We start from the raw sequence: 16691 nt of genomic DNA, 5'->3' as shown, positions 1-16691 counted from the left end.
TTCTCCTCCGGGGCGGGCGGCTCCTGAGGCAGGTAGCCGAGGGTGGCGTCCGGCGGCGCGAACCGGACGGCGCCGGCGTCCGGGGTGTGCAGGCCGGCGGCGATCCGCAGCAGCGTGGTCTTGCCGGCCCCGTTCGGGCCGACCAGCGCGGTGACGTCCCCCGGGGTCAGCCGCAGGTCGAGCCCGGAGAACAGCGGACGCGCGCCGAAGGAGGCGGCGATGCCGGAAAGGAAGAGTGATGCGGACATGACGAACCTCGATCGCTTCGGATGGGAGCTGGGCGAGAGGTTCAGTTCGACATGTGACCAGGGTGCGGGATCGACCGGCTGCGAGTCAAACCGGCCACTTCCCCCTTGCACCCCGCACCCCGCACCCCGCACCGACGTTGCCCTGGTTTCGCTTCATTCACCAGGTTTGAACCGTGGAAAGGACGCCGAACCAGGGCAATGTGCTGCCGAGAGCGAGCAGGTCGGCAACCCCACCGACTTGAATGAGTGAGTACTCACTCATACACTCGTCTCTCGTGAGCAGAGCCAACCCGATGACCCCGGACGAGCGACGGCGGGCCTTGATCGAGGCCACCCGTCCGCTGCTGCTCGAGCACGGGATGCAGATCACCACCCGGCAGATCGCCGAGTGCGCCGACGTGGCGGAGGGCACCATCTTCCGCGCCTTCGGCACCAAACAGAACCTGATCGAGGCCGTCGTCGACGACTGCATGGCCCCGGAACCGGTGGTCGCCGCAATCGAGGCGATCCCCGCCGATCTCGACCTGGAGGACACCGTGACCTGGATGGTCAGGGTGCTGAAAGGCCGCATCGAGCAGGTCCGCTCACTGATGTCGGCACTCGCCCAGTCGCGGCCGCACGGCCAGCGACGCCGGCCACCGCACAGAGACTTCCACCGGGCCGTCGACGAGGCGATGACCCGCGTCCTCTCCCGATTCGACGACCGCCTCACCGTCGGCGGCCCCACCGCCTGCTGGGCGATCTCGGCGATGGCCTTCGCGGCCGTCATGCCGCTCGCCGATCATCCGGACGCCACCGACCCGCGGCAACTCGCCCGCATCATCCTGCACGGCATCGCCACTCACTCCACCGAGGACACCACATGCTGATCCGCATCCTGCGTGACTATCTACGGCCCTACTACGGGCAGCTGGCGCTGGTGGTGCTGCTCCAGTTGGCCGCCAACGGGGCCGCGCTGTACCTGCCCACCCTGAACGCCCGGATCGTCGACGACGGCATCGCCACCGGCAACACCGGCCTGATCCTGAGCCTGGGCGCGCTGATGCTGGGCGTCACCGTCATCCAGATGGCGGCCCAGATCACCGCCGTCTGGCTGGGCGCCCGCTCGGCGATGGCGTTCGGACGCGACCTGCGCACCGCGATCTTCGACCGCACCCTGGCGTTCTCCGCCCGCGAGGTGGCCAAATTCGGAGCCCCCAGCCTGATCACCCGCACCACCAACGACGTCCAGCAGATCCAGCAACTGGTGATGATGACGGCGTTCATGATCGTCTCGGCGCCGATCATGATGGTCGGCGGCATCATCATGGCGCTGCGCGAAGACCCCGGACTGTCCTGGACGATCGCCGTCGCGGTGGTGATCCTGGGCGCCGTCATCGGACTGATCGTCAGCCAGATGATGCCGCTGTTCTCCACCCAGCAGACGCGGATCGACACCATCAACCGGGTGCTGCGCGAGCAGATCTCCGGTCTGCGGGTGATCCGGGCCTTCACCGCCGAACCCCGCGAGACGGATCGCTTCGCGGTCGCCAACGCCGAGCTCACCGAGACCGCCACCAAGGTCGGACGCCGGATGATGACGCTGTTCCCGACCGTCTTCTTCGTGATGAACGTGTCCACCATCGGGGTCACCTGGTTCGGCGCCTTCCGGGTCGCCGACGGCTACATGGAGACCGGTCAGCTGCTGGCCTTCATCCAGTACCTGACCACCATCCTGATGAGCGTGATGATGGCCACGATGATGCTGATGATCGCGCCCCGCGCGGTGGTCAGCGCCCGCCGGATCGGCGAGGTCCTGGACACCGATTCGACGGTCGTCCCGCCGGTCGACCCGGTGCGATCGCTGGCCGGGCACGGCACCGTCGAACTCAGCGACGTCGAGTTCAAGTACCCGGGCGCCGAGCAACCCGTCCTGTCCGGCATCAACCTGCGGGTCCGTCCCGGCGAGACGACCGCCATCATCGGCTCCACCGGCGCCGGCAAGACCACCCTGATCAGCCTCATCCCGCGGCTCTTCGACGCCACCGGCGGCCGGGTCGCGGTGGACGGGGTGGACGTCCGCGAACTGGATCCGGACCTGCTGTGGTCGCGGATCGGGCTGGTGCCGCAGAAGCCGTACCTGTTCAGCGGCACCGTGGCGTCCAATCTGCGCTACGGCAAGCCGGACGCCACCGACGCCGAACTCTGGGCGGCGCTGGAGACGGCCCAGGCGGCCGACTTCGTCCGGGCCATGCCCGACCAGCTGGACGCCCCGATCGCGCAGGGCGGCACCAACGTCTCCGGCGGCCAGCGGCAACGGCTGTCCATCGCCCGGGCGCTGGTGAAGAAGCCCGACATCTACGTCTTCGACGACTCCTTCTCGGCACTCGACGTGGTCACCGATGCCCGGCTGCGGGCCGCCCTGGCTCGCGAGACCGCCGAGGCCGGCGTCCTGATCGTGGCGCAGCGGGTGTCCACCATCCGCGACGCGGAGACCATCGTGGTGCTCGACGACGGCCGCATCGTGGGTGAGGGAACCCACGAGGCGCTGCTCGCCGACTGCCCCACCTACGCCGAGATCGTCGCATCCCAGTTCAAGGCCGAGGAGGCAGCAGCATGAGCCAGCAGGCACCCGATCAAGCACCCCGCAAGGCCAACGCACGTCCCGAGCACGCAGCCCAGGCCCGCCGCGGCATGGGCGGCCCGATGGGCGGGATGGGCGCGGCCGAGAAGGCGGTGACCTTCGGCGCGTCGGCGAAGCGGCTGCTCGGCATGATGCGGCCGGAGCGGAACCTGATCGTCCTGGTGATCGTGATCTCGGCGCTGGCCACGCTGGGCAACGCCCTCGGCCCGGTCATCCTGGCCCGCGGCACCGACCTGATCTTCGACGGCGCCCGCGGCGGCGGGATCGACTTCTCCGGCCTGGGCACGGTCATCCTCGAGGCACTCGGGGTGTACGTGGCGTCCGGACTGGTGCTGTGGTGGGCCAGCTACCTGATCAACGACATCGTCCAGCGCACCGTGTATCGGATGCGCGAGCAGGTGGCGAACAAGCTGCACCGGCTGCCGATCACCTACTTCGACGGGCAGCCCCGCGGCGAGCTGCTCAGCCGGGTCACCAACGACATCGACAACATCGCCCAGTCGCTGCAGCAGACCCTGGCGCAGATGCTGAACAACATCTTCACCGTGCTGGGCGTGCTGGCGGTGATGCTGTGGCTGTCGCCCACCCTGGCCCTGGTGGTGCTGGTCTCGGTGCCGCTGACCGCGCTGGTCACCGCGCAGGTGATGAAGCGTTCGCAGCGCCGCTTCGTCGACATGTGGCGGTCCACCGGCGAGCTCAACGGGCACGTCGAGGAGGCGTTCACCGGGCATGCGCTGGTCAAGGTCTTCGGCCGCCAGCGTGAGGTGGCCGCCGGCTTCGCGGCGAAGAACGAGGAGATGTACGAGTCGTCGTTCAAGGCGCAGTTCATCAGCGGCATCATCATGCCCTGCGTGTTCTTCATCGGGAACCTCAGCTACGTCGCGATCGCGGTGATCGGCGGCATCTGGGTGGCGGCCGGCACGATGACGCTGGGTGCCGTGCAGGCGTTCATCCAGTACGCCCGGATGTTCACCCAGCCGATCACCCAGCTGGCCTCGATGACCAACCTGCTGCAGTCGGGGGTGGCGTCGGCCGAGCGGGTCTTCGAGGTGCTGGACGCCGCCGAGCAGACCCCGGATCGCACCGGGCATCTGCCCGAGCCGTTGCAGGGCCGGGTGGAGTTCGAGCACGTGGCGTTCTCCTACGATCCGAAGAAGCCGCTGATCAGCGACCTGTCGCTGGTCGCCGAACCGGGATCGACGGTCGCCATCGTGGGGCCGACCGGGGCCGGCAAGACCACCCTGGTGAATCTGCTGATGCGGTTCTACGACGTGGACGCGGGACGGATCACCATCGACGGGGTGGACATCGCCGCGGTGCCGCGCTCCGAGCTGCGGTCGAACATCGGCATGGTGCTGCAGGACGCCTGGCTGTTCGGCGGGACCATCCGGGACAACATCGCCTACGGGCGTCCGGACGCCACCGACGCCGAGATCCGCGCCGCCGCCGAGGCGACCTACGTGGACCGTTTCGTGCACTCGCTGCCGGACGGTTACGACACCGTGCTGGACGACGAGGGATCGAACGTGTCGGCCGGCGAGAAGCAGCTGATCACCATCGCCCGGGCGTTCCTGTCCGACCCGGCGATCCTGATCCTGGACGAGGCGACCTCGTCGGTGGACACCCGCACCGAACTGCTGGTGCAGCACGCCATGCAGGCGCTGCGCGGCGGCCGGACGTCGTTCGTGATCGCGCACCGGCTCTCCACCATCCGCGACGCGGACACCATCCTGGTGATGGAGGACGGCGCCATCGTCGAGCAGGGATCGCACCAGGCCCTGCTGGAGCAGGACGGCGCGTACCGGCGGCTCTACCGCTCCCAGTTCGCCGGCGGGTTGGACGACGAGGAGCAAGCCGCGTAGCGCTCGCCCCCGGCCGGGCTTGGTCGGGCTCGCCGTGGGACGGTGGGGACGGTTCTTTTCGTGCCACTGGTAGTACCTGTGGGACGACGGGGACGGTTCCTATCGTCCCATTCGTAGTACCAGTGGCACGAAAAGAACCGTCCCCGGCGTCCCACCGGCGTCCCGGGCCTCCCACTCGCCCGGGCGAGCCTTCTCGACATCGCCGTTCCCCGGGGCGAAGCACAGGCAGATAGGGTCGGCCGGGTGTTGCAGGTCGTGGGCGCCGCCATCGTGCGGCGCGGAACAGTGCTCTCCGCCCGGCGCAGCTACCCGGCCGCGGAGGCGGGTCGCTGGGAGTTCCCGGGCGGCAAGGTCGATCCCGGCGAATCCCCGGAAACGGCCCTGACCAGGGAGATCGCCGAGGAGTTGGGCTGTGCGGTCGAGGTCGTCGGATGGCTGCCGGACGCCGTCCGGGGCGACGATCGGGGCCGCGAACTGGAGCTGCGGGTGGCCCTGTGCCGGCTCGTGGACGGTGAGCCGTCCGGCACCGAACACGACGCCCTGCGCTGGCTCGCCCCCGAGCAGCTGGACGATGTCGACTGGCTGGAACCGGATCGTCCTTTCCTGCCCCGGCTACGGGAGTTGCTGCTCGACGGGGACCGGCTGCCGGGCGGCAACGTGGGCGGCGCGGTCCGGATCGGGACGACGGTGCGGCGTCCGATCGGACCCTGGACGCCGGCGGTGCACGCCCTGCTGCGCCATCTCGCCGCGGCCGGGCTACCGGCGGTCCCGCGGGTGCACGGCCTGGACGCCCGCGGCCGGGAGATCCTCGACTACCTGCCCGGCGAGGTGATCGACGTGGACGCCGAACAGCTCTCGGACGCCCGGCTGGCCTCGCTGGGCCGCTGGCTGCGCGGGCTGCACGACGCGTCCGCCGGCTTCGAACATCCGGGGCCATGGCGCTTCTTCGGTGTCGAGACCCCGACCCAGATCACCCACAACGACGCCGCCCCCTACAACGTGGCGTTCCGCGGCGACGAGGTGTCCGGGGTGTTCGACTGGGACCTGGCCGGCCCGTCCACCCCGGTGCACGATCTCGGCCACACCGCCTGGTCGGCGATCCCGCTGTTCCGGCCCATCCCGGCAGACCAGGCGGCGCGCCGGCTGACCGTGTTCGCCGACGCCTACGGCACCGACCCGGCGACCGTGCTGGACTCCGTCCGGCCTCGGGTGCAGCTGGCCGTCGACGGCATCCGCGAGGCCGTCCGCCGTGGCGACGAGGGCATGATCAATCTGGCCGCGCAGGGCGAGCCGGAGCGCACCGAACGGGCGTTGGCCGGCTTCCTGGAACGCCGGGACGCGATCCGCGCACTGCTCTGAACCCGCAGTCGGGCACGTTGCCCCGGTTTGGCGTCCTATCCGCGGTTTGAACCGGGCGAACGACGCCGAAGCAGGGCAACGTCGGTCCCGGGACGTCCGCACCGTCCCGGATCACGGCTGCCGGGTTGCCGCCCGAGGGGTCAGCCGCCAGCCTGTGCGGATGGCGCCGTCCGGCAGCCTCCGTCATCGGCGACGGAACCGGATCGGCGCGGAGAGGCAACCCCTATGAAGAAGAAGCTGCAGTTCGGCCTACTGGCGGGCCTCGCGGTGGCCGCACTGACGGCGTCCGTCACTCCCCAGTTCGGCGCCCAGGCGGCGCCGGCCATTCCGCAGGCGGGGCAGGACGCGGTGGCGGCGTCGGCCACGCTCGCCACCGAGGCGCAGCCGCAGCACCGGCGTCCACCGAAGAAGAAGCCGCTCTCCGGCCTTCGGATCCTGATGTCGAACGACGACTCGATGCAGGCGTCGCGAGCCAACGGCAAGGACGGCATCGGCATGTACGACATGCGCAAATCGCTGTGCGCGGCGGGCGCCGACGTCGTGGTGATCGCACCCTGGGGCTACATGAGCGGAGCCGGCGGATCGGTCACCAACAGCGGCACGCTGACCGCGGAACGCCGCACCGCGCTGCCCGCCGGCTACGAGAGCGACTGCGGCATGGCACCCTCCGGCGGCGCGGTCTACGGACTGTGCCGCGGCACCGTCTGCACCCCGGACACCCCGAGCGCCACCCCCGCCGACACCGTCAAATTCGCCCTGCACGACGGGCTGAAGGCGCTGGTCGGCTGGAAGGGAGCACCCGATCTGGTGGTCAGCGGGATCAACTCCGGACCCAATGTGAGCGCTTCGATCAATGACTCGGGGACGGTCGCGGCAGCCATCGCCGCGATCGACAACGGCGTCCCGGCGGTCGCCTTCTCCGGTCACGTCGAGCCGGTCTCGGACACCGTGACCCGGCCGACCTACCTGGCCGCGGCGGACTTCGGCGCCGACCTGATCGGCAAGCTGCGGGCCAAGCGGCTGCTCACCGACGCCTACGTGGTCAACGTGAACTACCCGGACGTCACCAACGGTCAGAACCCGGGACGTCCGGTGTGGACCCGGGTCGGCCAGGGCACCTTCGGTGTGCACACCTACCAGCCCACCGAGGCCGGGTCGAAGAGCTTCACCATCGGCTGGGCGGTCTGCCCGGCCGAGCACTGCATCGACGAACCGCGCCGGGACGCCGACAGCACCGCGCTGTTCGCCGGCAAGATCACCCTCACCGCGCTGACCCGGGACCGCACTCTGCAGACCGGTCAGGACGCCCGGCTGCGCAAGGAGGTGCAGAGCGGACGGCTGATGGGCTGATCCCGGATCTCTCCCGGTGCCCGGGTTCGGTGCTTGCCGAGCCCGGGCACAGCCCTCCATCGCTCGCCTAAGGAAGCGCTGATCAATGCGGCCTCTCGCTGGTTGAGCTTGTCGAAACCCGTTGCCAGAGCGGTCTCAACAAGCTCGACCAGCGAAAATCAGCGCTGTTCCGAGCGAGGACGTGCCCGGCGGGATGAGCTGCGGCCCCCGGATCTTGGGGGCGTGCTGGACGTACGGCGCAAGATTTGGGGGCCGCAGATCGCCCGTCCGGGTGCGCCGCAGCCGGGACATGATTGATCAGCGGTTCCTTCTTAGGGAAGCGATTGGTGGGTCAGGAGACCGGAGCGTCCGGGGCGACCAGTTCCAGGGCACGGACGGCGGCCGCCCGGTCCACCGCGGAGGAGACCAGGATCAGCTCGTCGGCGTCGGCATGGACGGCGAAGCGGCGCAGCCAGTCCCGGACCTGAGGGCCGGTGCCGACACCGGTGTAGCGCAGCATGTGGTCGACCTGGGCTCCTCCCGGACCCTCCAGCAGCACCTCGACGTCGTCGTCGGTGAGCGTCCGACCGCGGCCCAGGAAGGTCTTGACCCGAGCCCGCCGGGTCAGTTCGAACAGCCGCCGCGCCTCGTCCTCGGTGTCGGCGGCGATCACCCCCGCCCCGGCGATCACGTACGGCTCGGCCAGCTGCTCGGACGGCTTGAAGTCGCGGCGGTAGCTGGCCACCGCGGCCTCCAGCGCGTCCGGGGCGAAGTGGGACGCAAACGCGTACGGCAGGCCGAGCGCGGCCGCCAGCTGGGCACCGAACAGCGACGAGCCCAGGATGAACAGCGGCACCCGAGTCCCGGCGCCCGGCGTCGCGACGACGCCCGGAATCACCGACTCGCCGAGGAAGCCCTGCAACTCCTGGACGTCGGACGGGAAGGTGTCGGCCGCTCCCGGGGTGCGGCGCAGCGCCCGCACCGTGGTCTGGTCGGTGCCGGGCGCGCGGCCCAGGCCGAGGTCGATCCGGCCCGGGTGCAGCTCGGCCAGCGTGCCGAATTGCTCGGCGATCACCAGCGGCGCGTGGTTGGGCAGCATCACCCCGCCGGCGCCCAGCCGGATCGTCGAGGTGTGGGCGGCGACGTGCGCGATCAGCACCGCGGTCGCCGACGACGCGATGGTCGGCATGTTGTGGTGCTCGGCGTACCAGACCCGCCGGTAGCCCCAACGTTCGGCGTTCCGGGCCAGTGCGACGGTGGCGGCCAGGCCGTCCGCGACGGATTCGCCGGGCAGCACCTGGGCCAGGTCGAGGATGGACAGCGGGACATCGGGCGGGGTCGCATCGGTCACGACCGGAACAACGGCGTCCGGGCTGGAGAACATTCCCGGACGGGAGCCGCACCGTCCCCGTCCGACGCTCCGCCATCGGACGTGCGCTCGTCAGACGGCGACCGATTCGAGGGGCATTCCGCCTCGTCCGCCTCAGATCGGGTCGGAATCGGTCGCTGATCCACGGCGCCGGACGTCGGCGGACGAAATAGGGTTGACCCATGGCGACGATCGACCTCAACGCCGATCTGGGCGAATCGTTCGGTTCCTGGCGCCTCGGCGACGACGAGGCGATGCTGGAGATCGTCACCAGCGCCAACGTCGCCTGCGGATTCCATGCCGGCGACCCGCTCACCCTGCAACGCACCTGCGAACTGGCGGCGCGCCGCGGCGTCCGGATCGGTGCCCAGGTGTCCTACCGCGATCTGGCCGGCTTCGGACGCCGCTTCCTGGACTGTTCCTTCGACGAGTTGCGCGCCGACGTGCTCTATCAACTCGGCGCGCTGCAGGCGATGTGCGTCGCGGCCGGCACCGAGGTGGCCTATCTGAAACCGCACGGCGCGCTGTACAACACCGTGGTCCACCACGAGGCGCACGCCGAGGCGGTGGTCGCGGCGATCCTCGCTTTCGACCCGACGCTGCCGCTGCTCGGACTGCCCGGCGCCGTGGTGCTGGACGTCGCCCGGGCGGCCGGCCTGCGGACCGTCGCCGAGGCCTTCGTCGACCGCGGCTACACCGCCGCCGGGACGCTGGTGCCGCGACGCCAGCCCGGCGCCCTGATCGCCGATCACGAACAGGCCGCCCAGAGCGCCCTCCGGATGGTCACCGACGGCGTGGTGACCGCGGTGGACGGCACCGAGGTGCCGCTGCGTCCCGAGTCGCTGTGCACCCATGGCGACTCCCCCGGCGCGGTGGCGATGGCACGCCGGGTCCGTGAACTGCTGGCCTCGGCCGGCGTCGAGGTGAAGGCCTTCGCCTGATGGACGGCCGGCTGCTGCCCTGTGGCGAACGGGCCGTGCTGGTCGAACTCGACGGCCTGGACGCCGTGCTGGGGCTGCAACGCGCTCTGCAGCCGCTGCTCGGCAGCGGGCCGTTCGCCGCCGTCGTCGACCTGGTGCCGGCGGCCACCACCCTGCTGCTCGGCCTGGCGGACGGCGCCGCCCCGGGCCCCGTGCGCGATGCGCTGGCCGGGCTGCTGACCCGGCTGGACGGGACGCCGTCCGGACCGGCCGACGCCGAGACGGTGACCATCGACGTGGTCTACGACGGCGCCGACCTGGACGAGGTGGCCCGGCTCACCGGGCTGCCGGCGTCCGAGGTGGTGGCCGCCCACACCGGTACCGACTGGACGGTGGCGTTCGGCGGCTTCGCGCCCGGGTTCAGCTATCTGACCGGCGGCGATCCCCGGCTCGAGGTGCCGCGCCGGGCCGAGCCGCGCACCACCGTCCCAGCTGGCGCGGTCGGCCTGGCCGGCCCGTTCAGCGGCATCTACCCGCGTCCGTCGCCGGGCGGCTGGCAGCTGATCGGCCGCACCGACGCCGCGCTGTGGGACGCCGAGCGCGACCCGCCGGCGCTGCTCCGGCCGGGTGCCCGGGTGCGCTTCCGGGCGATCGAACCGCCGAAAGAGCCGGTCGAAACCACACCCGGGCCCAGGGGTCGCGACAAGCCCGACCGACCGGCCGGCCCGGACGCCGGCCCGGGTCTCGACGAGCTGGACCGCGGAGCCCAGGGCCTGGACGTGCTGGCCGCCGGGCCGCTCGCCCTGATCGTGGACGAGGGACGTCCCGGCTACGCGGCCCTCGGGGTCGGACGCTCCGGCGCCGCCGACCGGGCCGCCTACCGGCTGGGCGGACGGCTGACCGGGAATCCGCCCGGACTGGCCGCCCTGGAGATCACCTTCGGCGGGCTGCGGGTCCGGGCCCGGAGCACCTGCCTGATCGCGCTCACCGGCGCCGACTGCGCGGCCACCGTGCAGGGCCGGCCGGTGACCCACAACGGTCCGGTCTACCTGCGCGCCGGGCAGGAGCTGCTGCTGGGCGTCCCTCGCGCCGGGCTGCGCAGCTATCTGTCGGTGGCCGGCGGTTTCCAGGTGCCGCCGGTGCTCGGGTCGGCCAGCACCGACACGCTCTCCGGCATCGGCCCGCCGCGGCTGGCCGCCGGCGACTTCGTCGGCGTCCGGACGCCGCAGGCGCCCCGCTTGCTGGCCGTGGAGAGCATCCCCCGCGGCCCGGGAGGTTCCGGACCGACCCTCGACGTGCTGCCCGGTCCGCGTTCCGACTGGCTGGCCGACCCGGCGGCGCTGACCGTTCAGCAGTGGCGGGTCTCCGACCGCAGCGACCGGATCGGCGTCCGGCTGCTCGGCGATCCGCTACCACGGCACCCGTCCAGGGCCGGGGCCGAACTGCCCTCCGAACCGATGGTGCGCGGCAGCATCCAGGTGCCGCCCGACGGGCGTCCGGTGATCTTCGGCGCCGATCATCCGGTGACCGGCGGCTATCCGGTGGTCGGGGTGCTGACCGAAGCCGGCTGCGATGCCCTGGCCCAGGCCAGGCCCGGGGATCGGGTCAGTTTTCGTCGAGTGCACGGCGGCTGAGCGAGCAGCCCGGACGCCTCCGTAGGGTCAACTCAACTGACCCGCTGCCGGACGAGACACCTTGTCGAGGACGTCGGCGGAGTTCGGCGGGTGCGGCTCAGCCGACCCGCTGCCGGACCTCGTCCAGCACCGCCTGGCGCTGATCGGCCGGGCCACTGTCCAGCAGGGCGACGATCTCATCGCGGACCAGCTCGGCCCAGGACTGCGCCGGGCGGTAGTGCCAGGCGCGTCCGTCGAGTTCCCGCAGCAGCTGGCCCTTCTTCGCCAGCCGGTCCATCACCGTCATCACGGTGGTGTACGCCAACTCGCGTTCACCGGCCAGCGCCGCCTGGACAGCGCGCACCGACAGTGCTGTGGGGCTCGACCACAGCACGTCCATCACAGCTTGTTCCAGCTCGCCGAACACGGGCATGACAGCATCCTATGCGCAACTCGGCTATCTACGACAGGTTGTAGTACATCTCGTCCGAACTCGTCTTCGCGCAAGTCGCCGGATGGGGCTCCGTCCGCCCGGCCCGACGAGGTACATTGCCGGCATGGATCCGGTCACACTCGCGCGGTGGCAGTTCGGCATTACCACGGTCTATCACTGGTTCTTCGTGCCGGTCACGCTGGCACTGTCGTTCATCGTCGCGATCTTCCAGACCCTCTGGGTCCGGTCCGGCAACGACAAGTACCTGCGGCTGACCAAGTTCTACGGCAAGTTGTTCCTGATCAACTTCGCGATGGGCGTGGTCACCGGCATCGTCCAGGAGTTCCAGTTCGGGATGAACTGGAGCGAGTACTCCCGCTTCGTCGGCGACATCTTCGGCGCCCCGCTGGCCTTCGAGGCGCTGCTCGCCTTCTTCATGGAGTCGACCTTCCTCGGCCTGTGGATCTTCGGCTGGGACCGGTTGCCGAAGAAGATCCACCTGGCCGCGATCTGGGCGGCCGCGGTCGGCACCAACCTGAGCGCGATCTTCATCCTGGCCGCCAACTCGTTCATGCAGAACCCGCAGGGCGCCATCTACAACCCGGTCACCGACCGCGCCGAGATGGCCGACTTCGGCGCGGTGCTGACCAACCCGGTCATGCTCTGGGCGCTGCCGCACACCCTGATGGCGTCCTGGCTGACCGCCGCGGCACTGGTCGCCGCGGTCTCCGGATGGCACCTGGCCAAGCTGAACCGGGCGGCGTCCGAACCGGCAGCGAAGGCGTCCGATGCCGACAGCGAGTCGCCGAAGCCGGACAACAGCATCGCCGCGCACCGCTTCGCAGCCACCTTCGCCGCGATCGCCATGCTGGTCTCCGGGGTCGGGCTGACCATCACCGGCGACGAGTCGGGCAAGATCATGACCGAGGTGCAGCCGATGAAGATGGCCGCCGCCGAGGCACTCTACGAGACGGCCGGCGGCAACGGCACCGGCGCCCCGTTCTCGGTCTTCACCATCGGCTCGCTGGACGGCTCGGAGGAGATCTTCGCGCTGACCGTGCCGAATCTGCTGTCCTTCCTTGCCACCGGCACCTGGGACGGCGAGGTCAAGGGCATCAACCCGCTCAAGGAGGCCCACGAGCAGGGCCAGCTGGTCGACCCGAGCAACACCCTGCAGCAGGCCTACGCCGAGCACATGCGGGCCTGGGGGGTGGAGAGCGCGACCCCGATCATCCCGGTCACCTACTGGAGCTTCCGGCTGATGATCGGGCTGGGCATGGCCGCGATCGGGGTGGCCCTGCTGGTGCTGTGGTTCCTGCGCAAGGGCGGGCTGCCGCCCAGGCATCCGATCTGGACGCTGCTGATGGTGTTGATGCCGCTCGGGCCGCTGTTCGCCAACTCGTTCGGCTGGATCTTCACCGAGATGGGACGCCAGCCCTGGCTGGTCTCCGGGGTGCTGCCCACCATGGCCGGCATCTCCCCCGGCGTCACCATCACCGAGTTGTGGATCAGCGTGATCGGCTACACCCTGGTCTACGGGGCGCTGGCCGTGGTCGAGGTGGGCCTGATGCTGAAGTACATCAAGCTCGGCCTACCGGAGGTCGAACCGGTGAAACAGATAACCGATGACGACGACGTCCTGTCCTTCGCGTACTGAGAGCGGGTGCTGAGATGATCGTGGAACCCACCACCCTGCAATTGGTCTGGTTCGGCCTGATCGCCGTGCTGTGGATCGGCTTCCTGGTGCTCGAGGGCTTCGACTACGGGGTCGGCATGCTGATCCCCTTCCTGGGTCGCAACGACAAGGAGAAGCGGGTCCTGGTCAACACCATCGGACCGGTCTGGGACGGCAACGAGGTCTGGCTGCTGACCGCCGGCGGCGCCACCTTCGCCGCCTTCCCCGGCTGGTACGCCACCTTGTTCTCGGCGCTGTACCTGCCGCTGTTCCTGATCCTGCTCGGACTGATCGTGCGCGGGCTCGCCTTCGAGTACCGCGCCAAGCGCCCCGAGCAGTCCTGGAAGAAGCGGTGGGACGCCGGCGCCGCGATCGGTTCGCTGGTGGTCTCGCTGGTGTTCGGTGTCGGCTTCTCCAATTTCGTCATCGGGCTGCCGGTGCAGCAGGCCGAGGGACGTCCGGGCGTGCATGTGTTCACCGGCGGGTTCTGGTCGCTGTTCAGCCCGTTCGCGCTGCTCGGCGGCGTGGTGATGGTGGCGCTGTTCCTGTTCCACGGCTCGATCTTCCTGGCGCTGAAGACCCGCGGTGAGGTGCACGAGCGGGCCAAGGCGTTCGCCGAGCGGATCGGCCTGGGCGTGATCGGCGGCGGCGCCGTCTGGCTGCTCTGGTCGAACCTGGCCTACAGCACCGGCGCGTCCGGCTGGATCCTGATGGTGGTGGCCGCCGCCGGCCTGGTGCTGGCCTGGTTCATGGTGCGGGCCGACCGCGACGGCTGGGCCTTCGTCGGCACCGCCGTGGCGACCGCGGTGATCGCGATCGGGATCTTCCTGCGGATGTACCCGAACCTGGGCTTCGACAACTCCGCGTCCGGCGCCGCCCCGCTGAACATCGTGACGGCGTCCGCCACCCCGATGACCCTGGGCATCATGACCTGGGCCGCAGTGATCTTCGTCCCGCTGGTGCTGGCCTACCAGGCCTGGTCGTACTGGGTGTTCCGCCGCCGGCTGAGCACCAAGAACATCCCCGACGAGGTGCACCACTAGCCCGGTCCTCACGTCCGGTAAGGCCGTCCCGATCCTGGGCACCGTCGGTTTCGCGGCCGGGCGCGGGACGCTCACCGTGAACCGGCGCCAGGCGTCCCACACCACCGGGTTCACCCACCGCTTGCCCTCCTCGAACCACCTTCTTGTTGTTATGGAGACACCCCCGAGGGCCGGATTCGACTCGAACCGCTTTCTGGTGGGTATGGGACTTCGTGAGCGGACTCAGAACCACCAGAATCCGGTTCGACCGGAAATCGTGACCAGCGACCGCCGGCATAAGCACCAGAAAGTGGTTCCACACCGGCCCAGTCGGGTGCGCCGGACGGAGAGCGCCCACTGGGCGGTCGGCTCGCACCACCTGAGCCGGACGCCCTGGCCGATGCGCAAGGATGGGTCGGTGAGCATCGCATCCGGGACGTCCACCGCTCGCCGGGGACCGCTGGATCCGCGGCTGCTGCGCCGGGGACGGGCCCCCCTCGGCTACCTGATCGGCGGGGTGGCGGTGGGCTCGGCGACCGCGGCGCTGACCATCGTCCAGGCCTGGGGGCTGTCGCTGGCGCTGGGTGAGATCTTCGAGACCCACACCCTGGGCGTGCTGTCCGTCGTGGTGCCGACGCTGATCGCGGCGTTCGCCGGCAAGGCGGTGCTGGCCTGGCTGAACCAGTGGCTGGCGCAGCGCGCGTCGGCGGCGGTCAAGTCCCGGCTGCGGCGCGACGTGCTGGCGGCCCGGCTGGCCGACCCGGTCCGGCCGGAGCCGTCCACGGCGTCCCTGGTCACCCTGCTCACCCAGGGCCTGGACGCCCTGGACGGCTACTACTCACGCTATCTGCCGCAGCTGGTGCTGGCGGTGACGGTCCCGCTGATCATCGGCGTCGCGATCCTGACCGCGGACTTCACCTCGGCGTTCATCGTGGCGGCGACCTTGCCGCTGATCCCGGTCTTCATGGCCCTGGTGGGCTGGACCACGGAGGCCCGGACGCGGAAGCGCTGGCGGGTGCAGACCCGGTTGGCCGGGCATTTCGCCGATCTGGTGGCCGGCCTGCCGACGCTGCAGGTGTTCGGACGGGCCCGCGCCCAGGCCGAGGGGCTGCGCCGGTCCGAGGCGGCGCATCGTCGCGAGACCATGGCGACGTTGCGGGTGTCGTTCCTGTCGGCGCTGATCCTGGAACTGCTGGCCAGCCTGTCGGTGGCGATCGTCGCCGTGGCCATCGGCTTCCGGGTGGTCTTCCACGAGCTCGACCTGACCACCGCGTTTTTCGTGCTGATCCTGGCTCCCGAGGTGTACCTGCCGGTCCGCCAGGTCGGCGTCCACTATCACGACGCCGCCGACGGCATGGCGGCGGCCGAGTCGGCGTTCGCGATCATCGAGGGTGCCGAGGCTCGGACGGACGGAGCCGCCGGGCGGCCCGCGCCGGTGACGTCCTCGACCGTCGAGTCTATCGAGCCTTCCTCGCCCGGACGCCCCGACGCCCGACCCTCCCGCGCCCCGCTCCCCCAGCAGCCGGACGAGCCCCCGGCCCTGCTGCGGGTCACCGGGCTCACCGTCCGCTACCCGGGTTCGGACGTCCCCGTCCTGGAGGACATCGATCTCGAGGTGCGCACCGGTGAGCTGACGGTGATCACCGGCACCACCGGGGTCGGCAAGACCACCCTGCTGCATGCCCTGATGGGTTTCGTGACCACCGAGGCGGGGTCGTTCCGGCTGGACGGCACCGAAACGGACGCCGCCGCACGCCGGGCCCGGATCGCCTGGGTGGCGCAGAGCCCCGGGATGGTCAACGGCAGCATCGCCGACAACGTCCGGCTGGGTGCGCCGGAGGCGACCGACGACGACGTCCGGCGTTGCCTGCGGCTGGCCGGCGGGGCCGGTCTCGATCCCGGACGCGGTGTCGGCGACGACGGCGAGGGGCTCTCCGCCGGGGAGCGGCGCCGAGTCGCGGTGGCCCGCGCCGTGCTCCGGGTCACCCGCGGCGACGCCGACCTGCTGGTGCTGGACGAACCCACCGCCGGCCTGGACGCGGCCACCGAATCCGCCCTGCTGGATGCCCTGTCCGGCCTGGACGTCAGCATCGTCTCCGTCTCGCACCGTCCCGCCGTGATCGCCCGGGCCGACCGGGTCGTCCGGCTCGGCTGACACCCCGGGAACCCCCGCCGCCCACCCAGCGCTCGCCTAACTATTTAGCGCTCGCTGAATTCAGCGAGCGCTAAATAGTTAGG

General features: G+C 70.6%; 13 protein-coding genes. 10 read left to right on the top strand and 3 right to left on the bottom strand.

The window, feature by feature from the left end:
• The coding region (locus tag QM582_RS06020) for an ATP-binding cassette domain-containing protein (RefSeq protein ID WP_415082650.1) at positions 1 to 248 on the bottom strand (248 nt) is incomplete at its 3' end.
• A gap of 275 nt (positions 249 to 523) precedes the next feature.
• Here QM582_RS06020 and QM582_RS06015 point away from each other — a divergent pair.
• The 5 genes from QM582_RS06015 (at position 524) to surE (ending at position 7442) form a co-directional block, all read left to right on the top strand.
• Complete coding sequence (locus QM582_RS06015) at positions 524 to 1117, top strand: TetR/AcrR family transcriptional regulator (RefSeq protein WP_415082648.1); 594 nt, start codon at positions 524 to 526, stop codon at positions 1115 to 1117.
• The gene (locus tag QM582_RS06010; RefSeq protein ID WP_415082646.1) at positions 1111 to 2847 is read left to right on the top strand and encodes an ABC transporter ATP-binding protein; all 1737 of its coding nucleotides are present in this window, start codon (positions 1111 to 1113) and stop codon (positions 2845 to 2847) included. Before QM582_RS06015 ends, QM582_RS06010 begins: the two co-directional genes overlap by 7 nt.
• Positions 2844 to 4733, top strand: a complete 1890-nt coding sequence (locus QM582_RS06005) for an ABC transporter ATP-binding protein (RefSeq protein ID WP_415082645.1) — start codon at positions 2844 to 2846, stop codon at positions 4731 to 4733. The genes QM582_RS06010 and QM582_RS06005 overlap by 4 nt, the downstream gene beginning before the upstream one ends.
• Positions 4734 to 4976: 243 nt before the next feature.
• Entirely contained in the window at positions 4977 to 6092 is a 1116-nt protein-coding gene (locus tag QM582_RS06000; RefSeq protein ID WP_415082643.1) for an NUDIX domain-containing protein, read from the top strand.
• A 225-nt stretch (positions 6093 to 6317) separates the two neighbouring features.
• The gene (surE, locus tag QM582_RS05995; RefSeq protein ID WP_415082641.1) at positions 6318 to 7442 is read left to right on the top strand and encodes a 5'/3'-nucleotidase SurE; all 1125 of its coding nucleotides are present in this window, start codon (positions 6318 to 6320) and stop codon (positions 7440 to 7442) included.
• A 331-nt stretch (positions 7443 to 7773) separates the two neighbouring features.
• Here the strand turns inward: surE and QM582_RS05990 are convergent, their stop codons facing one another.
• Positions 7774 to 8772: an LLM class flavin-dependent oxidoreductase gene (locus tag QM582_RS05990; protein WP_415082640.1), complete on the bottom strand. Its 999-nt coding sequence runs from the start codon at positions 8770 to 8772 to the stop codon at positions 7774 to 7776.
• 200 nt (positions 8773 to 8972) lie between these two features.
• Here QM582_RS05990 and QM582_RS05985 point away from each other — a divergent pair, with 200 nt between their 5' ends.
• Complete coding sequence (locus QM582_RS05985) at positions 8973 to 9731, top strand: LamB/YcsF family protein (protein WP_415082638.1); 759 nt, start codon at positions 8973 to 8975, stop codon at positions 9729 to 9731.
• Positions 9731 to 11344 carry a 5-oxoprolinase/urea amidolyase family protein gene (locus tag QM582_RS05980; RefSeq protein ID WP_415082636.1) on the top strand — a complete coding sequence of 538 codons (1614 nt, stop codon included), beginning with the start codon at positions 9731 to 9733 and terminating at the stop codon, positions 11342 to 11344. Before QM582_RS05985 ends, QM582_RS05980 begins: the two co-directional genes overlap by 1 nt.
• Before the next feature lie 97 nt (positions 11345 to 11441).
• Here QM582_RS05980 and QM582_RS05975 read toward each other — a convergent pair whose 3' ends face one another.
• Positions 11442 to 11756 (bottom strand): BlaI/MecI/CopY family transcriptional regulator, encoded by a 315-nt coding sequence (locus QM582_RS05975; RefSeq protein WP_415082634.1) that lies wholly within the window; start codon positions 11754 to 11756, stop codon positions 11442 to 11444.
• Between the two features lie 124 nt (positions 11757 to 11880).
• Between QM582_RS05975 and QM582_RS05970 the strand changes: the two genes are divergently transcribed.
• From QM582_RS05970 to cydD, 3 genes are all read left to right on the top strand, one after another.
• Positions 11881 to 13413: a cytochrome ubiquinol oxidase subunit I gene (locus tag QM582_RS05970; RefSeq protein WP_415082632.1), complete on the top strand. Its 1533-nt coding sequence runs from the start codon at positions 11881 to 11883 to the stop codon at positions 13411 to 13413.
• A 14-nt stretch (positions 13414 to 13427) separates the two neighbouring features.
• Positions 13428 to 14474 carry a cytochrome d ubiquinol oxidase subunit II gene (gene cydB / locus QM582_RS05965; RefSeq protein WP_415082630.1) on the top strand — a complete coding sequence of 349 codons (1047 nt, stop codon included), beginning with the start codon at positions 13428 to 13430 and terminating at the stop codon, positions 14472 to 14474.
• A 487-nt stretch (positions 14475 to 14961) separates the two neighbouring features.
• The gene (gene cydD, locus QM582_RS05960) at positions 14962 to 16608 is read left to right on the top strand and encodes a thiol reductant ABC exporter subunit CydD (protein ID WP_415082652.1); all 1647 of its coding nucleotides are present in this window, start codon (positions 14962 to 14964) and stop codon (positions 16606 to 16608) included.
• The last annotated feature ends 83 nt before the right edge of the window (positions 16609 to 16691 follow it).

Source organism: Micropruina sp. (assembly GCF_047607385.1).
Classification (GTDB): Bacteria; Actinomycetota; Actinomycetes; order Propionibacteriales; family Propionibacteriaceae; genus Micropruina.
This window is presented reverse-complemented; position numbering and strand designations above follow the sequence as displayed.

Excerpts from the sequence above, each read along its gene's own strand:
- QM582_RS06005 (WP_415082645.1), top strand. The coding sequence starts at position 2,844 with ATGAGCCAGCAGGCACCCGATCAAGCACCCCGCAAGGCCAACGCACGT.
- QM582_RS05985 (WP_415082638.1), top strand. The coding sequence starts at position 8,973 with ATGGCGACGATCGACCTCAACGCCGATCTGGGCGAATCGTTCGGTTCC.
- QM582_RS05975 (WP_415082634.1), bottom strand. The coding sequence starts at position 11,756 with ATGCCCGTGTTCGGCGAGCTGGAACAAGCTGTGATGGACGTGCTGTGG.
- cydB (WP_415082630.1), top strand. The coding sequence starts at position 13,428 with ATGATCGTGGAACCCACCACCCTGCAATTGGTCTGGTTCGGCCTGATC.
- surE (WP_415082641.1), top strand. The coding sequence starts at position 6,318 with ATGAAGAAGAAGCTGCAGTTCGGCCTACTGGCGGGCCTCGCGGTGGCC.
- QM582_RS06010 (WP_415082646.1), top strand. The coding sequence starts at position 1,111 with ATGCTGATCCGCATCCTGCGTGACTATCTACGGCCCTACTACGGGCAG.
- QM582_RS05970 (WP_415082632.1), top strand. The coding sequence starts at position 11,881 with ATGGATCCGGTCACACTCGCGCGGTGGCAGTTCGGCATTACCACGGTC.
- QM582_RS05980 (WP_415082636.1), top strand. The coding sequence starts at position 9,731 with ATGGACGGCCGGCTGCTGCCCTGTGGCGAACGGGCCGTGCTGGTCGAA.